Genomic DNA, 21428 nt, shown 5'->3' with positions numbered 1-21428 from the left:
AGTTGATGTTACATCGTGACAAAACTGAATTAAGGGTGAGGTGGGGTTTTATATGATAAAATCCAGTCAAAACATAGATTATGAGAAGATTGCGAGTTCGGAAAAGTTTCAAGAATTGTTGAATGCGAGAAAAAAATTTACCGTTTCAGTTACAATTTTTTTCATTAGCTTTGCTCTACTTTTACCTATCTTAACATTAGATACGGATATTTTAACAAAGCCTGCTATTGGTACAATATCATGGGCTTGGATCTATGCGTTTTCTCAATTTTTCATGACAGGAATTATATGTCACTTATATGTAAAAAAGGCAGCCTATTTTGATCAGCTAGCTGAGGAAGTATTGAACGAAGAGGTGAAGGGGAGAAAAGTAGATGGATTATAAAGTAGTAGCAATGTTTGGATTGATTGTTGTTATAACGCTTTTCATTACTTATTACGCCTCGAAAAAAACAAGGAATGCGAGTTCTTTTTATACAGCGGGGGGAGGGCTTAGTGGTTGGCAAAATGGTTTTGCAATTGCTGGTGACTTTATGTCAGCCTCTTCTTTTTTAGGATTAATTGGAGCCATTTCACTTCTTGGATATGATGGTTTTTTCTTAATGTACGGCGCACTTGTTTCCTATTTAGTTGTATTGCTTTTAGTCGCTGAACCGCTTCGGAATCTTGGAAAGTATACGTTAGCAGATATGATTACTGAACGTTTTCAGAATAAAAAGGTTCGTGGTGTTACTGCATTTAATGCCCTTACAATTTCTGTTTTTTATATGCTTGCGCAGCTTGTTGCAGCTGGTGCGCTATTTAAATTGTTATTAAATATTAACTATGAAATATCAGTAGTAATTGTTGGGCTTGTTATGTTAGTTTTCGTTATTTTTGGTGGTATGACAGCTACAAGCTGGGTGCAAATTATAAAAGCTTTTTTACTACTAGGCGGGACATTTATTATTTTTATAATGGTAATGACAAAATTTGATTTTAATGTTTTACGTATTTTTGAAGAAATGAGAACAGCTACGCCTCTTAAGGAAGCATATTTAAATCCTGGAGCAAAATATACGAATGGATTAGATGCATTTTCATTAACACTCGGATTAATACTTGGTACAGCCGGCCTTCCGCACGTATTAAGTCGTTTTTTGACAGTGCCAAATGCAAAAGTTGCCCGTAAATCTGTTGTGTATTCCATTTGGATTATCGGTTTATTTTATATCATGGTTATATTTTTAGGGTTTGCAGCAGCAAAATTTGTAGGAGCTACCAATATTATGGCAGCAAATCCAGCTGGGAATATGGCAGCGCCACTACTGGCCAAAATATTAGGCGGGGATATGTTGTTCGCCGTTATATCAGCTGTTTCATTTGCGACAATTCTTGCTGTAGTAGCAGGTATTGTAGTAACAGGTGCAACGGCATTCTCTCATGATTTTTACAATGAAATTATGAGAGAAGGAAAAGCGACTGAGAAAGAGCAAATTCGAATGGCTAGATTTGCATCCATTGGTATTACTATTTTTTCTATCATTCTAGCGTTATTTGTTCAGAAAATTAATGTTGCGTTTCTTGCATCGCTCGCATTAACCGTTGCAGCTAGCTCAAACTTACCAGTTATTTTATTTACTGTATATTGGAAGCGTTTTAATATGGCGGGAGCGATTATAGGAATGCTCGTAGGGCTATTAGGGAGCATTATTCTTGTCGCACTTAGTCCAAGTGTATGGAGTCCTGAACCAGGAAAAGCACTCTTTGTTGGGACACCACTATTTCCACTATCTTCTCCAGGAATCGTATCTATTCCTTTAGGATTTTTAGGAGCTTATATAGGTACCCTTCTTTTTGCAAAGAAAAGTAAGACTGGTAATTTTGAAGAGATATTAGTGAAATCAAATACAGGAAGTGATGTGAAGGGTGTCAGCCATCATTAAGTGAGATCTTTGTGATAGAAGTGTCACTTTATCGTAAGGAGTGAAAAGGATGAGTAAGGTAAAAGTTAAATTTTGTGGTGCACTACAAGTGGAAGAAAGTGAAGTAAATCTATTAGAAGGTACAGTCAAACGGAACGAACGATATTATGAGAAGGATGAATTACAGTTGGATGTTCCAATTACAGGAACTATTTACGGTACATTATTAAATTATAAAGGAGCACTTACAGCATTAGGAGATTCAGTACATGAATTACCATATAAAAAAGCGCCAAGTGCTCCTATTTTGTATATAAAACCCGTAAATACCATTATTGCCGGGGGAATGTCAATTCCGTTGCCAAATGGAGTTGAAGAACTAGAAGTTGGAGCAGCACTTGGAATTGTAATAGGAAAGAAAGCAACCCGAGTGTGCGAAGAACAAGCGATGGATTATATAGCCGGCTATACAATTGTGAATGACATTAGTATTCCTCATGATAGCGTATATCGTCCGGCAGTAAAACAAAAAGCACGTGATGGTTTTTGCCCGGTTGGTCCGTGGATTATGGGTCGAGATGCGATAGAAAATCCGGATAATTTGGATATACAAGTATATATAAACGGTGTATTACAGCAGGAAAATAATACAGAAAATTTAATTCGTTCGGTAGCACGACTCATCGTCGATGTAACAGAATTTATGACACTAAACGAAGGAGATACACTGCTTGTCGGTGTTCCAGAAAATCCGCCTCTTGTAAAGGATGGGGATCTGATTCGAATTGAAATTGAAGGGATTGGAAGTCTAGAAAATAAGGTTGTACTTGAAAAAGAACTTGTGAAAGGAGAAGTACAATGAAACGAGGGCGTGTTGCATATGCCGGCGCAATTCATGGCGTTACCGAAGTAAATGGAAATTTGAAATTAGATGACGGGCGTCTTTTGTCAGAAGAGGAAGTCGTTTGGTTACCACCAATTGAGCCACGAACAGTATTTGCATTAGGTTTAAATTATGCTGATCATGCGAAAGAATTATCATTCAATGCACCAACAGAACCACTTGTTTTTTTGAAAGGGCCGAATACGTTTATTGGTCACCGCGGACAAACATATCGTCCGGGAGATGCGACATATATGCACTATGAATGTGAATTAGCTGTTGTTATTGGGAAAACAGCTCGAAATGTAAAACGGGAGCAGGCGTATGATTACGTTGCGGGATATACAGTGGCGAATGATTATGCTATACGAGATTACTTAGAAAATTACTATCGTCCGAACCTTAGAGTGAAAAATCGTGATACATGTACTCCAATCGGCCCGTGGCTTGTAGATGCTGCTGACATTGAAAACCCGATGGATTTGACACTTCGTACGTATGTAAATGGGAAGCTTACACAAGAAGGAACAACAAAAGATATGATATTTGATATCCCAGCTTTAATTGAATATTTTAGTAGTTTTATGACGTTAAGCAAAGGCGATATCATTTTAACTGGTACGCCAGAAGGGTTAGTTGATACAGCAATTGGAGATGAAGTGATTACTGAAATTGAAAGTATCGGACGCTTAGTAAATACAATTGTTGGTGCGGAAATGTTTTCGAAACAATAAGTGATGAGAAGAGTAGCTGATCTGGGCTACTCTCATGATTGTTATAGACGACAAGTAGAAATGATGGGAGGAAAAAATATGCCACATTTTATTATAGAGTATACAAACAATATAAAGGGAGAAGCGAACATTTCAACTCTCTTACAAAAAGTAAATGAAATATTGATCTCACGAAGCGATATCTTTCCAACAGGAGGTATTCGCTCAAGGGCGATTGAACTAGAAGATTACTATATTGCTGATGGGAAAGAAGATGACGCATTCGTCCATGCCACATTTAAAATTGGGGCAGGGAGAACAGAAGAAGATAAGAAAGAAGCATGTGATCACATTTTTAATATGATGAAAGAGCATTTTGCTAATCTATTTACAAATCGTTACTTTGCATTATCGATGGAATTAGTTGAATTTAGTGAAGCGGGGACTTATAAGTGGAATAACATTCATAAGAGGTTTAAGGGATAGTGAGGACAGAGATTTCTAAAATGAATAGAAAGGTATGTTGACTTTTATTGTTAGCATACCTTTCTATTCAATATATATTATCTTTGTATCGGTTTATATTATTATATAGAAAAAATAATAAAATAGAAAATAACCAAAAAAATCAAGTTTAATATACAATAAGTTTGAAATTGGATTTCATTCTATTTAATTTTCATTACAATTCTGTTACTATTCTTATTCTTATCTGAGAAACAATTATACTTATACATAATACATAGATTGAGTCAATGATTAAATTTAGGAAAAGGAAGGAATTTATGAGAAAACGAATTGTGGCATTAACTATAGCGATGGCTTTTGGACTTGGTTTTCAACCGAATAGTAGTTTAGCAGAAACATCAAATACTATAACACAAGCGGCTCCACAGCAAACGGGCTGGCAATCACAAAATGGAAAATGGTTTTATTATCAAAATGGTAGTAAAAAAACAGGTTGGTTAAGTACAGGTGGAAAATGGTACTACTTAGATGCAGCAGCGGGCGGAGCAATGAAAATGGGCTGGTTAAGTACAGGTGGAAGTTGGTATTACTTAGATGCAGCAGCAGGCGGAGCAATGAAAACAGGCTGGACTAAGATTGACGCCAAAATGAATTATTTCAAAGGTAGTGGACAATGGGTAAATGCACGTGAGCTAACAGTGAGATCAACAGCATATTCAAATGATCCAGTAGAAAATGGTGCGAAACCTGGTCAACATGTTTATACTCGTATGGGAGACGATTTAACAGCTAATCCTAATTTGAAAGTAATTGCCGTAGATCCTTCTGTTATCCCACTTGGTTCAAATGTATATGTAGAAGGATATGGAGCAGCAGCAGCGAGAGATACGGGTGGAGCTATTAAAGGTAATAAAATAGATGTATTCATTGCTTCCAAGCAGGCCGTTTGGAACTGGGGAGTTAGAACAGTAAAGGTATACGTCTTACCTTAAGATAGTTGTAGTATTACATACATATTGTTACATAAAAAGAATTAGTACTAGAAACAGCTTTTTCAAGTGTGGACTTGGGGAAGCTGTTTTTTAGTGGGGATTTATCCCGCATTAACGGACAGTAACACTCCCCTCTCAAAATTCAGTGAAAGCAATGTCCAGCTCTAGTGGTTAAAATCTCCAGCCGTTTCGCTCCCTCGGACGAGGCAAAAAACGCCTCTCTGTCAGGAGCGCGGGCGGCCTATGATTTTGAACGAGCCGTTTCCGCTTTTCTAAAGAAGTTAGGTGGGGAATGAAGAAACCTCCCCACTGATGGAAGTTTCACTTTATCCCGTTTTCTCTCTTTAAACGCGCAACAATGTGAGGTTCCTCTAAAATATTACCATTTGAATGAACATTATGTTGTGGCGGAATCAAATTCGCCTTTTGTACAAGTGAGATTATACATTCACACATGTAATGCTTGTTTCATAAATATATATATAGCTATTTTAATGTAATATTCGAAAGGTGTGAATGTATGCAAGATGACTTACAAAGGAATTCTGAACGTATAAATTTAGAGCAAAAAGAAATAAGAAAAGAGATGTGTAACATTGAACAGCGGATCACCGTTAACGAAAAAGATATATCAGCACTAAGCGGGCGTGTAGAAAAAATTAGTACAAACATCATTTGGCTGTTACGAATCGTTGTAGGTGCAGTTATTATGGGGATACTAGGATTGATAATTAACGGTGGAGTGTAAGGGATTAAAGTAACACATTAGAGAAGCAGAAATGCTTCTTTTTTATTTTAGCAGGAGAGGGATATTGATGATTGAAATTGCAGTCATCAGTCGAACTATACCAAGTGGATAGGGATAAGAATGATTGATATGTATAAGCAAGGTGTTACTAGGCACAACGTATCAAGCAGTAAATCGCTAGATAAAAAAGGGGAATAAATCCTTCCCCTTTTTTATCCTCATCACTTTTTAACGCCTACTTCCAGCAAAGTGTCCCCAGTCATAAGCTAACGTCAGGACTGTAATTTCCTCATCTGTAAGTTGGCGTCCTAAATAGCCCTCGATGTAAGCCTTTGTGGCTGTATTAACCTTGCGTTGCGTTTGGACATTGTTACCATCTTCTTTATCTTCATGCATAGCTATGTTTAGATGCCGAATTTCTTCAGCTGACTTCGTACCACCGAAATGTTTTTCTGATAATACCTTTAACAATTCAAGTTTCTCTGTATCATCCATTTTGTACATATATACTAAAATCTCATCACACGATATTTTCGTAGTCATTACAGTTGTACCTCCTAAATAAGTTTTGAAACATTCTTGATGCCTTCGCTAATCTTGTTCGTTGATGAACTGTTGCTTCATTGTTTCTTATCTTTTCGATTGTCCTTTCTATGTATCTGGCTGGTGTATAGAACGCCCAGTATTGGTATTATACAGCCTCTTCTTATCATGTTCTAGCAATACGTTTTTGATTGAGACTATTGATTGAGGGGATGTTTTCTCACTACGTAATGTTAGCGAGTGTCGGCTTTTGCTTTGCCATTATTGAGGGTGAGTCTATTGAAGAAATTAGAGAGAATATAAGCAAAGAGTTAAAGACAAGAAATGCAACTTATATGCATACTAATTGGTTAAATAATTGAGTCGAAGATTTTATGTAAATAAAAAAGTCATTTTTCAATGACTTTTAAAAATCTGGTAAATATTGAAAAAGAAATGGAACTAATAATACAAGAATAACGCCTATAATAGTTATGGATATAACCTTAATTAAATCTTTTTTTACCTCTTTTTCCAAATAAAAACACCTCCGTATCATTTGCATTTAATACTATCACTATTTTGAAGATTATGAATTATTCGGATTAAATTGTACTTTACAACTAAAGTTGAATGTATCGAGGAAGAGTTTGGAATATATATTCCGGTATATTTTCTTCTAAGATGAGGACACCATTTTGTGAAGTCTCCCATACGGTTGTAGTGGTGAAAGAAAACATAGATTTAAGGCTTCTTGAAATTCTTCACGTTCTACTATAGGCTTCGTTGTGAAAAAGTGTAAAAAACGAACAGATGCAATAGGGATGTCCTTATTTCGATATAACGCTTCATACCGTAACTTTTCTTTTTCTGTCTCATAAAACGTATCGGCATGAAGGCGGGATAAGAAAGATGGAAGTAATTGATATTCCCGTTCATGTAAACGAGATTTACGGATTCCCACTTTTATCCTTCAACTAAAAACTAGTTATAATCCCCAGACAACATGATCTCATTAATTTTTATATCTTTCCCATAATATGTTTTTAATTGTTGAATCATAGGAACACTTCTTTTTATATGAATTAGGCTTCATTTTTTGCTATTCGTTAGTGCGAGGTAAACTAAAAACTTGAGGGGAGGATTTCTTTATCTTGTTTTAATGATTAATCTTCATCAATCCGATTTTAATAGAAAGAATCTATTTTATAAAAATAATTTTTCTTTTGTAGGCAATTCAATTCATAGTTTGCATTACAAAATAAATATAGAATAAGTTTGTTGAGTGATAAATAAAATTTTAAAAAATTCAGAAAAAATGTATTGCGGAAGAAAAAGTTGTGATGGTATACTTCATAACAACTGGTAATGACAACATTATATCATGATTGAATCTGTCATATACATAATCAATATAGTAGTCATAGTTTGTTAGTTCAACTGGTAGTGACATCATTATACCTGAGTGATAGAAAGAACAAAAAAAGTTTTTTACAAATAAAAACACTTATTTGTAAACGTTTTATTTATGCTAAAATACAATTCTTTTGTCAGCATTGTTATTTGTAGCAACAGGATGTTCTAATGGTGGCGAAAAAGCAAACATGTCATCTTTAAAAATAGTTGGATAATAAGAAAATAATTCCACAAGGCTTTAAGGAGGTGGTTCACCAAGAGGAATGATCAAAAGTAGCAGGGATAAGAAGAAAGGATAGGAGGAAGTATCAAATGGAAACTGTAAGAATTGGGATTATTGGTGCAGGACTTCGGAGTGGTATTGCAAAGTATTGGCATAACCCAGGTGGGAATTCAGTTGTCGTTGCTGCAGCCGATGTTTCGATGGAAAGATTGAAAACCTTTCAAGAAAAAATTAACCAACATGCATATATTACCACCGTTTATAAAGAGTTGCTCGCTCGCACGGATATTGATGCCGTTGCCATTTTGTCTCCCGATTATTTACATGAAGAGCATGCCATTGCGGCACTTCAAGCTGGTAAGCACGTCTATTGTGAAAAGCCCTTAGCGATCACAGTAGAAGGATGTGACCGGATTATCGAACAAGCGGAAAAGTCTGGAAAGCATTTAATGGTTGGTTTTAATATGCGTTATATGAGTATGTACCAAACAATGAAAGAAATTATTGATTCCGGGGTAATCGGTGATCTTAAAGCCGTTTGGGTAAGACATTTTGTCGGATTTGGCGGATACTATTATTACCATGATTGGCATGGAACAGCTAAAAATACGACTTCGCTTTTATTGCAAAAGGGTTCTCATGATCTCGATGTGATCCATTGGATTACTGGAAAATATACAAAAAAGGTTTCGGCTTTTGGGGGACTCGATTTTTACGGTGGAGATAAACCAAATACATTAACCTGTCCTACTTGTGATGAAAATGATACCTGTACGGAAGCGAGTCTGAACGTATTGACCCAATGCGCTTTCCGGGAAGAAATCGATGTTGAGGACAATAATATGTTGATTATGGAACTTGAAGGCGGCATTAAAGCCTCCTACTTACAATGCCACTTTACACCAGATTATTCAAGAAACTATACCTTTATCGGTACAAAAGGCAGAGTAGAGAATGATGATGTAAATGAAAAAGTATATGTGAAAACGAGAAAATCAAACTCCTGGAATGAACTTAGCGACATAACCTATGACATGAAAAAAGAACAAGGCAGCCACGGTGGTGCGGATCCAAAAATATGCAGAGACTTTATCGAACTAGTCTTAAACAACAAGCAGCCTTTAACCACACCATATGCAGGAAGAATGAGTGTTGCGGTCGGCTGTGCAGCGACTGAGTCTATTCGCTCTGGTGGAAAAGTTATTCAGATCAGTCAAAGTTCAACTGTCAAGTATGTGTGATTAGCTTCCGTATGAGAAGGGGGAGAGAATTTGGAAAAAATTATTCAAAGCGAGACTAGTATGCAACACACTAGCATATTAGAAAAAAAATCAGAAACTTCCTTGTCGAAGTGGACAATTTTACAGAAATCGTTCCGTAAAAATTGGGACCTTTATTTATTGATTTTTCCTGTAATCGCTTACTTTATTGTGTTTCATTATGTCCCAATGTACGGTGTGCAAATTGCTTTCAAAGATTTTATTGCAACGCTAGGGATATGGGATAGTCCATGGGTAGGGATGAAACACTTTGAGCGTTTTTTTAATAGTTACTATTTTTGGAGACTTATTAAAAATACGTTGATTATTGGTATTTATACACTAGCAGTAGCATTCCCAATTCCAATCATCATTGCCCTCATGCTAAATGAAGTAAGAAATTCTAAGTTTAAAAAATTCGTACAAACCGTTATTTATGCCCCTCACTTTTTATCTACGGTAGTAGTAGTCGGGATGTTAATCCTTTTTTTAAAGCCGGATGGACTAATCAATCAAATTATTATTCTAGTGGGTGGAAAACCAATCGCATTTATGTCGGAACCAAGTTGGTTTAAAACATTATACGTGTTTTCCGATGTATGGCAAACCATGGGATGGAGCTCTATTATTTATCTTTCTGCTTTAACTGCTGTTGACTATTCCTTACATGAATCAGCAATGATTGACGGTGCTTCGAGATTTCAAAGAATATGGCATATTAATATCCCAACGATTATGCCAACGATTATTATTCTGTTTATCCTAAATGCAGGATCTGTTATGTCAGTTGGATTTGAAAAGGTTTTCTTAATGCAAAATACCCTAAACATGTCGACATCAGACGTTATATCTACCTTTGTTTATCGCAGCGGTATCGAACAAGCTGAATACAGCTTTTCTGCTGCAGTGGGGTTATTCAACTCAATCATAAATTTCATTATGCTTGTAATGGTGAATTTCTTTGCTAAGAAAATCAATCAAACAAGTCTATGGTAGGTGGTGACTAGATTGGAAAATACAGCATCTGATAAGGTTTTTGATTTTTTCAATTATTTCTTTTTAACAATCATCGCGTTACTAGTTGTGTATCCTTTGATCTTTATCATAAGCGCGTCGCTTAGCAATCCAATCCATGTGTTAAACGGAGAAATTTGGTTTTGGCCAAAGGGGTTAAATTTCGACGCGTACAAAAAATTATTTTCAAATCATGATATTATAAACGGATTTCTCAATACGCTTAAATATACGGTGGTAGGGACTGCTATTAATGTAGTATTAACGATTATGGCAGCGTATCCACTTTCTAGGGCAGACTTTGTTGGCCGTAATGTGATTATGGGAATCTTTGTTTTCACGATGTTTTTTAGCGGTGGTTTAATTCCTAGCTATTTGCTTATCAAAGATCTTGGAATGATTGATACATTTTGGGTAATGGTTATTCCTAATGCCGTATCTGTCTTTAATATTATTATTATGCGGACGTTTTTCCAAACGACCATTCCACTTGAGCTTCAAGAAGCGGCCATGATTGATGGTGCAGGAAATATCAGAATTCTTTTGAAAATAGTTTTGCCTCTTTCCATGCCTGTTATTGCCGTTATGATTTTATTCTATGCAGTTGCACACTGGAATTCTTATTTTACAGCATTAATTTATTTACAAAATAAAGAACTTTTTCCACTTCAATTAATCTTAAGGGAGATTCTTATTCAAAACCAAGCGAGTGATATGGTTAAATCAACGAGTGAAAGCTTTTTAAAACAGCAGATGAGTGTGGAAGGGCTAAAATATGCTGTTTTAATTTTTGCGAACTTACCAATGTTGATTTTGTATCCATTCTTACAAAGGTATTTTGTTAAAGGATTTTTGGTTGGATCTATTAAAGGATAAAATCAGGGGGGTTGCGAAATGAAGAATAAGAAGAAAAAAGCTAGTATTCTATCATTTGTTCTAATGAGTTCACTCGTATTAGGCGCATGTTCCAACGAGAAAACCGCTACCGAAAAGAAAGACAGTAAAAAGGAACCTACAGTATCTAATTTAAATCAAACTGGAATGCCCATTGCAAAAGATAAAATTGAGTTGGAAGGCTTTGCGGGAAAGTTTTTGCAATCACAGGATTGGAACAATTTAATGCTTTGGCAAGAATATGAAAAAATGACCAATATTCATATCAATTGGGATACTGTCCAAACACAAAGTTTGAAGGAAAAACGAAATCTCATGCTTGCAAGTGGTGAGCATCCAGATGTACTATTCGCAGCTGCAGTGCCGAAGACGGATTTAGTAAAATTTGGTCAGCAGGGTGTATTTATTTCTTTAAATGATTTAATTGATAAGTATGCTCCGAATTTTAAAAAGATTATGGAAAAATACCCTTTAGTGAAAAAAGGGATTACGATGCCTGATGGGAAAATCTATGGGTTTCCGGCTTTTTATGATCCTGAATTCAAAGGGCTATTTTATGGAACACCATGGATCAAAAAGGAGTGGCTTGATAAATTAGGATTGAAAGAGCCAACGACTCTTGATGAATTTGAATCCGTATTACAAGCCATAAAAGACGGTGATCCAAACGGTAATGGAAAAGCAGACGAAATTCCTTGGGGCGGGGCATATGGAATTGATGATTTTATTTACGCCTTAAAGGGATCTTTCGGCTTAAATAATCATGGAATTGCGAATCCCAATGTTGACTTAGATCCGAAAACAAAAAAAATGCGCTTTGTACCGACCGCTGATGGATATAAAGAGCTACTGCAATATTTAAACAAGCTTTATACGAAAGGTTTAATTGATAAAGAAATCTTCACTCTTAAGACGGAAGAGTTTAGTGCGAAAGCTTCAAAGAATACCTTTGGCGTCATAAACGGAGTTGATCCTGGGGTGACAGAAAATCTGAGTGGCTTTGTAGGAATGCCTGTATTAAAAGGCCCTCATGGAGATCGGTTAAATACAGCAGTTGGTTCACCTTTAGGAAACATAGGTATGTTTGTTATTACCAATAAGAATAAGAGTCCTGAAGCGACGGTCAGGTGGATCGATCATTTCTATAGTGATGAAGGATCAAAAATGTTCTTTATGGGCTTCGAAGGTAAGACATACACTAAAGATCCATCAACGGGTAAATTGGATTATGTTGATGAAATTAAGAAGAATCCGGATGGATTAACGCTAGACCAAGCAGTAAGTAAATACTTAACATGGCCTGGTGGTTATTATCCTGGTTTTGTTCAGCAAAAATACTTTAACGGGGCAGAAAGCAAAGAGGCTACAACCCTAAATGCCAAACAAGCAGAACCGCTATCGCTTAAATTTGGTGATGTTTGGCCGGCGTTTAACTTTACAGCAGAAGAACAGAGTGAGTTAACCCCAATTTCAACCGATATGGATACGTATTTGAAAGAGATGACAGCAAACTTTATTACAGGAAAAGCAGATTTCTCTAAATGGAATGAATATAAAAGTACATTAGAAAAAATGGGCGTTAAACGTTATCTAGAAATTTATGAGGCAGCATACAAGAGAATGGAAAAATAAAAAAGTTGATTGAACCGTACGGAGGATACTGGCTCTCCGTACGTGTTTCCTTCTTAGGAAGAGGGTTATGGTGTTTATGGAAACTAATGGTCTCATATGGAAGTTTTATCATTTTTCAGAAATTGTTATGAAAATAGCCGTTTTTCAAATCATTTGGATCGCCCTGACTTTAATGGGAGGCATTATCCTAGGGCTGATGCCGGCAACTGTAGGGTTATTTACAGTCATAAGGAAATGGCGGATGGGAAACGAACAACTCCGTTCATTAGTTGAAATTTATTGGATTACTTTCCGAAAAGAGTTTTGGAAAGCGAACACCATAGGCTTTGTTTTATTTTCCATTGGGTTCCTGATCTATCTAAACTTCTCCATTATTCGATTTACCAACGGGCTCATGCATCTATTATTATTTATTTTCATTATCACGCTTAGTATTCTTTTTTTAATCCTACTATTATATGTGATCCCTGTTTTTGTTCATTTTGAATTTAAGTTGCAGCAATACTTGACGATGTCCTTATTATTAGGAATATCCTTCCCGTTCCATACGATACTATTAGCTTTCGGTTACTATATTTTATTTAGGCTGTTTTTGTGGGTTCCAGGTTTAATTCCATTTTTTAGCGTTAGTGTTGTAGCCTTTTTTACTATGTGGGTGTCAATGAATATATTTCATACGATGGAGAATAAAGTGAGAGAGACTTCCAACTTTAAATTGCCTGGTTTGAATCCGTTCTTTCATAAAAAAACATTACCATCTGAAAACCAGGCCAAGGAAGTTTAAGGAGACTCTAACAAATATAGAAAAACCAATATTTGTATTTTTCGTTATTAGCGATATCCAATTAATATGCTGGCAGAAGTTCCGTTTGCTATTAAGCTATAAAAGTGTTACTAAGAATTTTGGAGGGAAATCATGATAACTTATGATAAAAAAAGCTGGAAGATTCATAATAAGAGAATCTTCATTTTATCTGCTGCTATCCACTACTTCCGTCTTCCAAAGGCTGAGTGGGATGATGTTTTAGAAAAAGCCAAAGCCGGGGGATGTAATACAATTGAAACCTATATTCCGTGGAATTTCCATGAGATGAAGGAAGGTGAATGGGATTTCTCTGGCGATAAAGATTTAGCGTATTTTCTTCAATTATGCGCTAATAAAGGATTATATGTCATTGCAAGACCAGGTCCATATATTTGTGCAGAATGGGATTTTGGCGGATTTCCGTGGTGGCTCTCTACGAAAAAAGATATTCAATATCGCTCGGCACAGCCTAGTTTTTTACACTATGTAGATCAATATTTTGATCAGGTTATTTCAATTATTGATGAGTATCAATTAACGAAAAACGGTTCAGTTATCATGGTTCAGATTGAAAATGAATTCCAAGCTTACGGTCAACCTGATAAGCAATATATGGAATACCTGCGGGATGGAATGATTGCAAGGGGCATTGAGGTACCATTTGTTACATGCTACGGAGCAGTCGATGGTGCTGTGGAGTTCCGCAATTTTTGGTCGGGTGCCAACCGTGCCGCTGAGATTTTAGATGAACGATTTGCCGATCAGCCGAAAGGTGTCATGGAGTTTTGGATTGGTTGGTTTGAACACTGGGGTGGAAATAAAGCGAATCAAAAAACACCTGAGCAGCTTGAACGTGAGTGTTATCAGCTCTTGAGCAATGGATTTACGACCATTAATTATTACATGTATTTTGGTGGCACGAATTTTGATCATTGGGGCGGCCGGACAGTTAGTGAACAGGTTTTTTGTACGACAACATATGATTATGATGTCGCCATTGACGAATACTTGCAGCCAACGAGAAAATATGAAGTATTAAAAAGATACCATTTATTTGTCAAATGGCTAGAACCGCTATTCACAAATGCAGAACAAGCTACTTCTGATGTGAAGTTGTCAAGTGACCTTAAATCAGGGCGAATTGTCAGTCCTCATGGTGAAGTACTATTTATTGAGAATAATAGGAATGAAAGAATTCAATCCCATGTGAAACATGGCAATGAACTTGTTCCGTTTACGATTGAAGCCAATGCTGTTTTACCGATTGTCCGCAATGTTAAGGTAGGAAATCGTTTTACCATTAAAACATTAACGGGACAGACAACAGGTTTTGATTCTAGGCATGCGGTGATTTATCACGAAAATGGGCAACGGTCTACTTTAGTTTTACAGTTTGACCAAAAGGCAGAAATTCATTGTCCAACACCAAATCGATTCGAAGAGTTAGAAGACGGCAGTATTGCTTTTCATTTATTTCATGGAAGTCAATCACAAACAATAAAGCTTTTATTTCAGGATGGCTCCAGCTATTCTATTGAAGTTGTTACAAGAACATCGCTGGAGGTCATTGTTCCTAAGATTGAAAAGGATACTACACGAAATAAATTATCATGGGAAACAGCAGATGAATCTCTTTCTTTTTTAAAAGGAAAGGTGAAAGAGGCAGAAAAACCGCTTGATTTCAGTAGTTTTGGACAGTTTAGCGGCTATTTAGGCTATGAAAGTGAATTTGATACTGAAGAAACGCAAACTACGACGGTTGTCTTTCCTCGCATCGAGGATCCAGTCATGGTTTTCTGTAATCAGCAATTTGTCGGGAAACTTAGCAAGCTTGGGGCTGCTGAAATTGAGGTTCCAGTGAAAAAAGGGAAAAATACGTTAACATGCCTCGTTCAGAATATGGGACGCTTCAACTATTCTCAAGTGGTAGGGGAACCGAAGGGTATTAGTGAGCCGCCGGCACTTAACGGAAAATATCTATCCTTACGAGGAGAATGGCAGGTTGAAGGCTGTGGGGTTCACCATCATTTATCGCAAATACCAAGGATTGAAGGGCGTATCGCCTTTTTAAAAACCTTCGAGAATGAGGGGTATGATCGAGCGCTTCTCGTTGGTGAAGGCGTTTCGCGTGTTACGGTAAATGGCGAAAAGGGTAAAATCTTGATGGAATGTCAAACGGGCGGCTCAAGAAACAGTGCTGTTTATGGAGTTGCAGATATAAGTGCTGCCTTAAAGCAAGGGAAAAATGTTTTGGATTTAGATGTTCAAAATATTACTAGTATTCGTCGTTTCGACCTGTATTTGTTTAATGAAAAGGAGCAAATTTCCGACTGGAAAACGAAAGCATTTGCCCAGCAATACGAGGTACGGGAATGGAAGATTGTTAATAATAGTGATCAACAAACTATTAATCCCCGCTGGCATAAAAGTAGATTTACCTGGAACCCTGACAATGGCTCAATTGTAAAGGTTCGTTTGAATCAGTTGAGCAAAGGATGTTTTTGGGTAAACGGCCAATGTTTAGGAAGGTACTGGAACATTGGACCACAGGAGGATTATAAGATTCCAGCATCCTTACTGAAAGAGCAAAATGAAATTGTTATTTTTGATGAAGAAGGTTTAGTGCCGGATCATGTTGTGATTCATTCCTACAGCCCATTTGTTCAGTCAGAAAAAAAACAGTTGGTTACAGTCGAAGCTGGAAGCAAAGAATGAAACTTAGATAGGAAGAAAGCGTAACGTCTGCAATGATTTCGGCAAATAGTCATGTAATTGCCTTTGCTGCTGAAAAATCAAGAATAACAGGTGAAACAATGAACCAAGTGAAGTAAGGAATGTAACCTGTATCGTAAGAGTCACCTCACAATAGGGAAATATAGGTGAAAGAATTTTAACTGATGGAGAACCACTTTCCATTTCAATATGAGAAAGTGGTAGTAGTTCCTATTTCCATTCGTTATAATAACCATAAACTGGTTATAACAACTTTATGGATGAGGGAGTAAAACATGATTGTAAAAGATAATCGAACACCACTATATTATCAACTGATGGATATTATTGTAGAGTTAATTGAAACTGGGAAATTGCAAGAACATGATAAGCTTCCGTCAGAGCGTGAGTTATGTGAGAGTCATGATGTAAGCAGAACAACAGTAAGACAGACAATGCAAGAGTTAGAGAAAGAAGGATACATTTATAAAAAGCATGGCAAAGGAAGTTTTGTCTCACCTCGTGTATTTAATCAAAGTCTTGTTCATTTTTATAGTTTCACGGACGAAATGAAAAAGTTTGGAAAAGTTCCATCATCAAAAGTCGTATCCTTTACTATTATGAATTGCGACAAGAAAATAGCGAAAATTATGAAGCTTGAGTTTGAAGAAGAGGTGTATCAAATTACAAGGTTAAGGCTAGCTGATCAAGAGCCGATGTTATTTGAAACATCTTATATTCCGGTAAAATTCTTCCCATATTTAACGAAAGAAGAGCTAGAAGAGACGCCGATGTACGAAATTTTTCGCACAAAATATCAAGTGCATATTACGCGAGCAGTAGAAAATTTCAAAGCAATTGCTGCAAATAAGGATCATGCAAAATGGTTGCAAATTCAAGTGAATGAGCCATCTCTATTGTTAGAGCGAATCGCATATGCAAAAGAAAATATAATGGAATACACAGAGACAATTGCTAGAGGGGATAAATTTACTTACACAGTTGAATTACAATAAGTANNTACTTATTGTAATTCAACTGGTAATGACGACGTGATAAGATATGAAATTATGTTAAGGAGGTTTGTACATGTTATTACATGCAAATGAAAAAATAAGAGAAACATATGGAGCGTGTTTTACCGCGAAAGAGATTGCACAGCAGCCAGATCTTTGGGAACAAGTATATTCGAATGTTCAAAGTAATCATCATGAAATTACAGCGTTTTTTTCTCGTATTTCAAGACGGCATGAGCAAGTACGAGTTATTTTTACTGGGGCTGGGACATCAGCTTTTGTTGGAGATACAATCGTTCCATATATAAAAAGAATAGTAGATGTAAAGAAAATACAGATTGAAAGTATTCCAACAACAAATATCGTTTCAAGTCCTTATTATTATTTACAACCAAATATCCCAACAATTTTAGTATCGTTTGCTCGCTCTGGTAATAGTCCAGAAAGTGTAGCGGCAGTGGAACTAGCAGAACAAACGATTCATTCTGTTTACCACATTATTCTAACTTGTAATGAAGAAGGGAATTTAGCGAAACAATTTCAACATAAAGAGAATGCTTTCGTAATGTATATGCCAAAGGGGGCAAATGATCGAGGGTTTGCGATGACAGGCAGTTTTACTTCTATGATGTTAACGGCACTTTTATTATGTAACTATAAAGAAATCCCTCTTTTACAATCTAGCATTACGGATATTGTTCAGCTAGGAAAGAAGGTAATCGAAAAGCAAGAACGGGAAATGAAGCGAATTGCAGAAAAAGAATTTCGTAAAATTGTATTTTTAGGATCAGGCGTATTCGAAGGCCTTTCTAGGGAGTCGGCACTAAAATTTTTAGAGTTAACGGCTGGGCGTATTCCCGTTATGTTTGACACGCCGCTTGGGTTTAGACATGGACCAAAATCAATTTTAGATGAAGATACAGCTGTTGTATTGTTTTTATCTAATGATGAGTATACAAAAAAATATGATCTTGATTTATTAAGAGAAATTTATCAAGAGAAAGATAGAAACGATATTATTGTCATTGCGCATCAAGATAGCCAGGAAGCAAGGCAGTATTGCGATACATTTTTATGCAATGACGGAAACGATTTGAAGGATGATATATATATTACATTTATTTATATATTATATGGTCAAATTTTAGCGTTATATAAATCTATTGCATTAGGAATTACTCCAGATAACCCTTGCCCGAGCGGAAGTGTAAATCGTGTCGTTCAAGGTGTAACCGTACATCCTTATAAAAGGAAGGAATAGAAATGTATGAATTATTATGTCAAAGCATCAATGTATTTACTCGAAGATGGGGTACGTGAAAGTGGGTATTTACATGTTGTAAATGGTTACTTTCTAAAACATGTTGAAGAAATAGTAGACGGAGCAATGGTAATGGATTTTGAAGGGAGTATTATTGCTCCGGGATTTGTTGATACACATATTCATGGTTTAGCGGGGCACGATGTAATGGATTGTACATATGAATCGTTAAACAATATTTCTATTCAGTTATTGGAAAATGGTGTTACGAGCTTTTTGCCTACAACATTAACTGATTCTTTAGAAAATACGACGAAGGCTTTACAAAATATAGCTTATGCAAAAAGAAAGGGCGTTGCAGGAGCAACTATTATTGGAGCTTTTCTTGAAGGGCCTTGTTTTACTGAAGCTTATAAAGGTGCGCAAAATCCAAAATATTTTATTAACCCAACGATTGAGTTGTTAGAAGAGTGGATTGCTGAATCAGAAGGAACAGTTAGAAAAATTGCAATGGCACCAGAAAGAGAAGGTGCTATCGCCTTTATACAGCAAGCGGTAAAAAATAATATTCGCGTGGCAATTGGTCATACAGATGCGAATTATGAAGTATGTCAGGAAGCAATTCAAGCAGGAGCGACAATCTTTGTGCATACGTTTAATGGAATGAAGGGGCTACATCATCGTGAACCTGGCGTTGTTGGAGCCGCACTTTCTACTGACCATGTGTACGGTGAAATCATTGCAGACGGACATCATGTACATCCAAGTGCAGTGAATATTTTATATAAATGTAAAGGATACGATAAAACCTGTCTAGTTAGTGATTGCATGCGAGCGGGCTTATTAGGAGACGGCATATATCATTTAGGAGAATTTGCTGTTCATGTAAAAGATGGAGTTGCTCGAACAGAAACAGGATCTTTAGCTGGGAGCACACTTCGATTTATTGATGGTGTGAAGAATATCAAGAAATGGACAAATGCATCGTTATGGGAAAGTGTTCATATGGGATCACTTAGTCCTGCTAAAAGTATTGGAGTTGACAGAGAAATTGGGAGCATCGCGCCAGGAAAAAGAGCAGATTTTCTTATATTAACAGACGATTTAGAGCTTATCGGAACAGTTGTTAGAGGAGAAATGAAATATAAAAAGAAAATGGAAAGGGTTTGAGAATATGCTTGTTTCAACTCAATTTATATTACGAAATGCGCAAGAATATGGCTACGCAGTTCCTACTTTTAATATTCATAACTTAGAAACTTTAAAAGCGGTAGTTGAAACCGCGGTAGAACTAAGATCACCTGTTATTATCGCGGCAACACCAGGTACGATAAAGTATATGGGAAAAGAAATTGTTGTGAATATGATTGAAGCGGCAAGAATGCGATATGATGTACCAATTAGCCTACATTTGGATCATCATGAAGATATAGAAGATATTAAAAGTTGCATTGATTTAGGTGTTCGCTCTGTTATGATTGATGCATCACATCATTCGTTTGAAGATAATATTCAGATTGTTCAGGAAGTTGTTTCGTATGCAAAACAATATGAAGCAACAGTAGAAGCGGAATTAGGTCAATTATCAGGAATAGAAGAAAATATAGTAGTAGAAAACTCAATCTATACAGATCCGTATCAAGCAAAAGAATTTGTAGAGCGCACGAATATTGACTCATTAGCAGTTGCGATCGGAACAGCGCATGGTTTATATAAAGGAGAACCAAAGTTAGATTTACAAAGATTAGCAGATATTCAAAAGCAAGTTGATATTCCACTTGTACTTCATGGAGCATCTGGATTATCTGATAGTTTAGTGCAAGAAACAATCAGATTGGGCATTTGTAAAGTGAATATCGCAACAGAATTAAAAATCGCATTTGTCACAGCGTTACGCAATTACTTACAAACTCATCCAGAAGAAAATGATCCGCGAAAATACTTTGCAGATGCTATTGTGGAGATGAAACGAGTCGTTGCGGATAAAATAAAGATGTGTAAAAGTTTGAATCGTGTATAAGGAGCTATTTTTATGATTGCGACGATTACATTGAATCCATCTGTTGATATGCGATATGAGTTAGATGAGTTAAAGCCACATGAAGTACATCGCACGAAAGACTATGAAAAAACAGCTGGTGGCAAAGGTATGAATGTATCGAGAGTACTTCGTTTATTAGGGGAAGAGATTACAGGAAGCGGTCTACTCGGTGGCAGAAATGGCGATTTTATAAGAGAAAAGTTGAAAGAACTATCAATTACAGATGAGTTTGTTTCCATTAAAGAAGAAACTCGCAATTGCTTAGCATTAATAACAAAAAATTCTGCTTCAGCTACAGAAATATTAGAAGCAGGTCCAGCTATTTCGGAAGATGAAATAGCTCTTTTTATAAAAAAATATGAAAAAATTGTAGATAACTTTGAGTTTATTGTTGCATCGGGAAGCTTACCAAGTGGTATTCCAAAATCATTTTATAAACAGTTGGCGCAAAAAGCTGCTGAAAATGGTAAGAAATTTATATTAGATACAAGTGGAGAAACATTATCTCATGGTATACAGGGAAAGCCATTTTTAATTAAGCCGAACAGGCAAGAGATTTGTCAGCTCCTTCAAAAACAGCACGTATCACAGGAAGAAATGGTCGCAGCGGCAACTCAAATATGCCGGGGCGGCGTGCAGTATGTTCTTCTTTCACTTGGAAAAGAGGGAGCGATACTTATAACGAAAGATGAGAAATTTAGGGCAATTTTACCAGAAATAGACGCTATCAATTCGGTTGGTTCAGGGGATGCAATGGTTGCCGGCATAACGTATGCACTCGCAAAAGGGTATGAGATAAAGGATGCACTTCGATTTTCGGCCGCTTGTGGCATGGCGAATGCAGCAGAGCAAGCAACAGGTTATATACAGCCTCAAATTGTAGAGAAGTTCTATAACGAAATTACAATTGTATAAGAGTAGGAAG

19 protein-coding genes and 1 pseudogene are annotated in these 21428 nt (G+C 36.4%); 18 read left to right on the top strand and 2 right to left on the bottom strand.

Annotated elements, in window-relative coordinates:
* Window positions 1-52 precede the first annotated feature (52 nt).
* The 7 genes from CN373_RS11430 to CN373_RS11400 all read left to right on the top strand — a co-directional run bounded on the left by CN373_RS11430 (window position 53) and on the right by CN373_RS11400 (window position 5708).
* Window positions 53-385: a DUF485 domain-containing protein gene (locus tag CN373_RS11430; protein WP_000597693.1), complete on the top strand. Its 333-nt coding sequence runs from the start codon at window positions 53-55 to the stop codon at window positions 383-385.
* Window positions 375-1925, top strand: a complete 1551-nt coding sequence (locus tag CN373_RS11425; RefSeq protein ID WP_000385030.1) for a solute symporter family protein — start codon at window positions 375-377, stop codon at window positions 1923-1925. Before CN373_RS11430 ends, CN373_RS11425 begins: the two co-directional genes overlap by 11 nt.
* 49 nt (window positions 1926-1974) lie before the next feature.
* Window positions 1975-2766 carry a fumarylacetoacetate hydrolase family protein gene (locus CN373_RS11420; RefSeq protein ID WP_098359384.1) on the top strand — a complete coding sequence of 264 codons (792 nt, stop codon included), beginning with the start codon at window positions 1975-1977 and terminating at the stop codon, window positions 2764-2766.
* Window positions 2763-3521: a fumarylacetoacetate hydrolase family protein gene (locus CN373_RS11415; RefSeq protein ID WP_000820316.1), complete on the top strand. Its 759-nt coding sequence runs from the start codon at window positions 2763-2765 to the stop codon at window positions 3519-3521. The genes CN373_RS11420 and CN373_RS11415 overlap by 4 nt, the downstream gene beginning before the upstream one ends.
* Before the next feature lie 78 nt (window positions 3522-3599).
* Window positions 3600-3986, top strand: a complete 387-nt coding sequence (locus CN373_RS11410) for a 5-carboxymethyl-2-hydroxymuconate Delta-isomerase (RefSeq protein ID WP_098359383.1) — start codon at window positions 3600-3602, stop codon at window positions 3984-3986.
* A 299-nt stretch (window positions 3987-4285) separates the two neighbouring features.
* The gene (locus CN373_RS11405) at window positions 4286-4960 is read left to right on the top strand and encodes a 3D domain-containing protein (RefSeq protein ID WP_113745329.1); all 675 of its coding nucleotides are present in this window, start codon (window positions 4286-4288) and stop codon (window positions 4958-4960) included.
* Window positions 4961-5480: 520 nt separating this feature from the next.
* Entirely contained in the window at window positions 5481-5708 is a 228-nt protein-coding gene (locus CN373_RS11400; RefSeq protein WP_001150157.1) for a hypothetical protein, read from the top strand.
* Between the two features lie 228 nt (window positions 5709-5936).
* Here CN373_RS11400 and CN373_RS11395 read toward each other — a convergent pair whose 3' ends face one another.
* Both CN373_RS11395 and CN373_RS11390 read right to left on the bottom strand, forming a co-directional pair.
* Window positions 5937-6251, bottom strand: a complete 315-nt coding sequence (locus tag CN373_RS11395) for a hypothetical protein (protein WP_000208492.1) — start codon at window positions 6249-6251, stop codon at window positions 5937-5939.
* 626 nt (window positions 6252-6877) lie between these two features.
* Window positions 6878-7292 (bottom strand): annotated as a pseudogene (locus tag CN373_RS11390) (PucR family transcriptional regulator); the annotation flags it as partial.
* Between the two features lie 666 nt (window positions 7293-7958).
* Between CN373_RS11390 and CN373_RS11385 the strand changes: the two are divergent.
* The 11 genes from CN373_RS11385 (at window position 7959) to pfkB (ending at window position 21418) form a co-directional block, all read left to right on the top strand.
* A complete protein-coding gene (locus CN373_RS11385) occupies window positions 7959-9110 on the top strand; it encodes a Gfo/Idh/MocA family protein (protein WP_098359382.1) in 1152 nt (383 codons plus the stop codon).
* Between the two features lie 30 nt (window positions 9111-9140).
* On the top strand, window positions 9141-10124 hold the full coding sequence (locus CN373_RS11380; RefSeq protein ID WP_000411254.1) for an ABC transporter permease subunit: 984 nt from the start codon (window positions 9141-9143) through the stop codon (window positions 10122-10124).
* A 12-nt stretch (window positions 10125-10136) separates the two neighbouring features.
* Window positions 10137-11018: a carbohydrate ABC transporter permease gene (locus CN373_RS11375; RefSeq protein ID WP_000432027.1), complete on the top strand. Its 882-nt coding sequence runs from the start codon at window positions 10137-10139 to the stop codon at window positions 11016-11018.
* An 18-nt stretch (window positions 11019-11036) separates the two neighbouring features.
* Entirely contained in the window at window positions 11037-12668 is a 1632-nt protein-coding gene (locus tag CN373_RS11370; protein ID WP_098359381.1) for an extracellular solute-binding protein, read from the top strand.
* Window positions 12669-12744: 76 nt separating this feature from the next.
* A complete protein-coding gene (locus CN373_RS11365; RefSeq protein WP_240519110.1) occupies window positions 12745-13452 on the top strand; it encodes a YesL family protein in 708 nt (235 codons plus the stop codon).
* Window positions 13453-13584: 132 nt separating this feature from the next.
* Complete coding sequence (locus tag CN373_RS11360; RefSeq protein ID WP_098359379.1) at window positions 13585-16188, top strand: beta-galactosidase; 2604 nt, start codon at window positions 13585-13587, stop codon at window positions 16186-16188.
* A 293-nt stretch (window positions 16189-16481) separates the two neighbouring features.
* A complete protein-coding gene (locus tag CN373_RS11355) occupies window positions 16482-17201 on the top strand; it encodes a GntR family transcriptional regulator (protein ID WP_000635661.1) in 720 nt (239 codons plus the stop codon).
* A gap of 73 nt (window positions 17202-17274) precedes the next feature.
* Complete coding sequence (locus tag CN373_RS11350; protein ID WP_098359378.1) at window positions 17275-18462, top strand: SIS domain-containing protein; 1188 nt, start codon at window positions 17275-17277, stop codon at window positions 18460-18462.
* A 6-nt stretch (window positions 18463-18468) separates the two neighbouring features.
* Window positions 18469-19632 (top strand): N-acetylglucosamine-6-phosphate deacetylase, encoded by a 1164-nt coding sequence (gene nagA / locus CN373_RS11345; RefSeq protein WP_165771897.1) that lies wholly within the window; start codon window positions 18469-18471, stop codon window positions 19630-19632.
* A gap of 4 nt (window positions 19633-19636) precedes the next feature.
* Complete coding sequence (locus CN373_RS11340) at window positions 19637-20482, top strand: tagatose-bisphosphate aldolase subunit GatY (protein WP_098359377.1); 846 nt, start codon at window positions 19637-19639, stop codon at window positions 20480-20482.
* Window positions 20483-20494: 12 nt separating this feature from the next.
* On the top strand, window positions 20495-21418 hold the full coding sequence (gene pfkB / locus CN373_RS11335; protein WP_098359376.1) for a 1-phosphofructokinase: 924 nt from the start codon (window positions 20495-20497) through the stop codon (window positions 21416-21418).
* The last annotated feature ends 10 nt before the right edge of the window (window positions 21419-21428 follow it).

It is taken from the genome of Bacillus cereus (assembly GCF_002561295.1).
In the GTDB taxonomy this organism is placed as follows: domain Bacteria; phylum Bacillota; class Bacilli; order Bacillales; family Bacillaceae_G; genus Bacillus_A; species Bacillus_A cereus_S.
The sequence above is the reverse complement of the archived record's forward strand: the minus strand, read 5'-3'. Positions and strand labels throughout refer to the sequence as shown.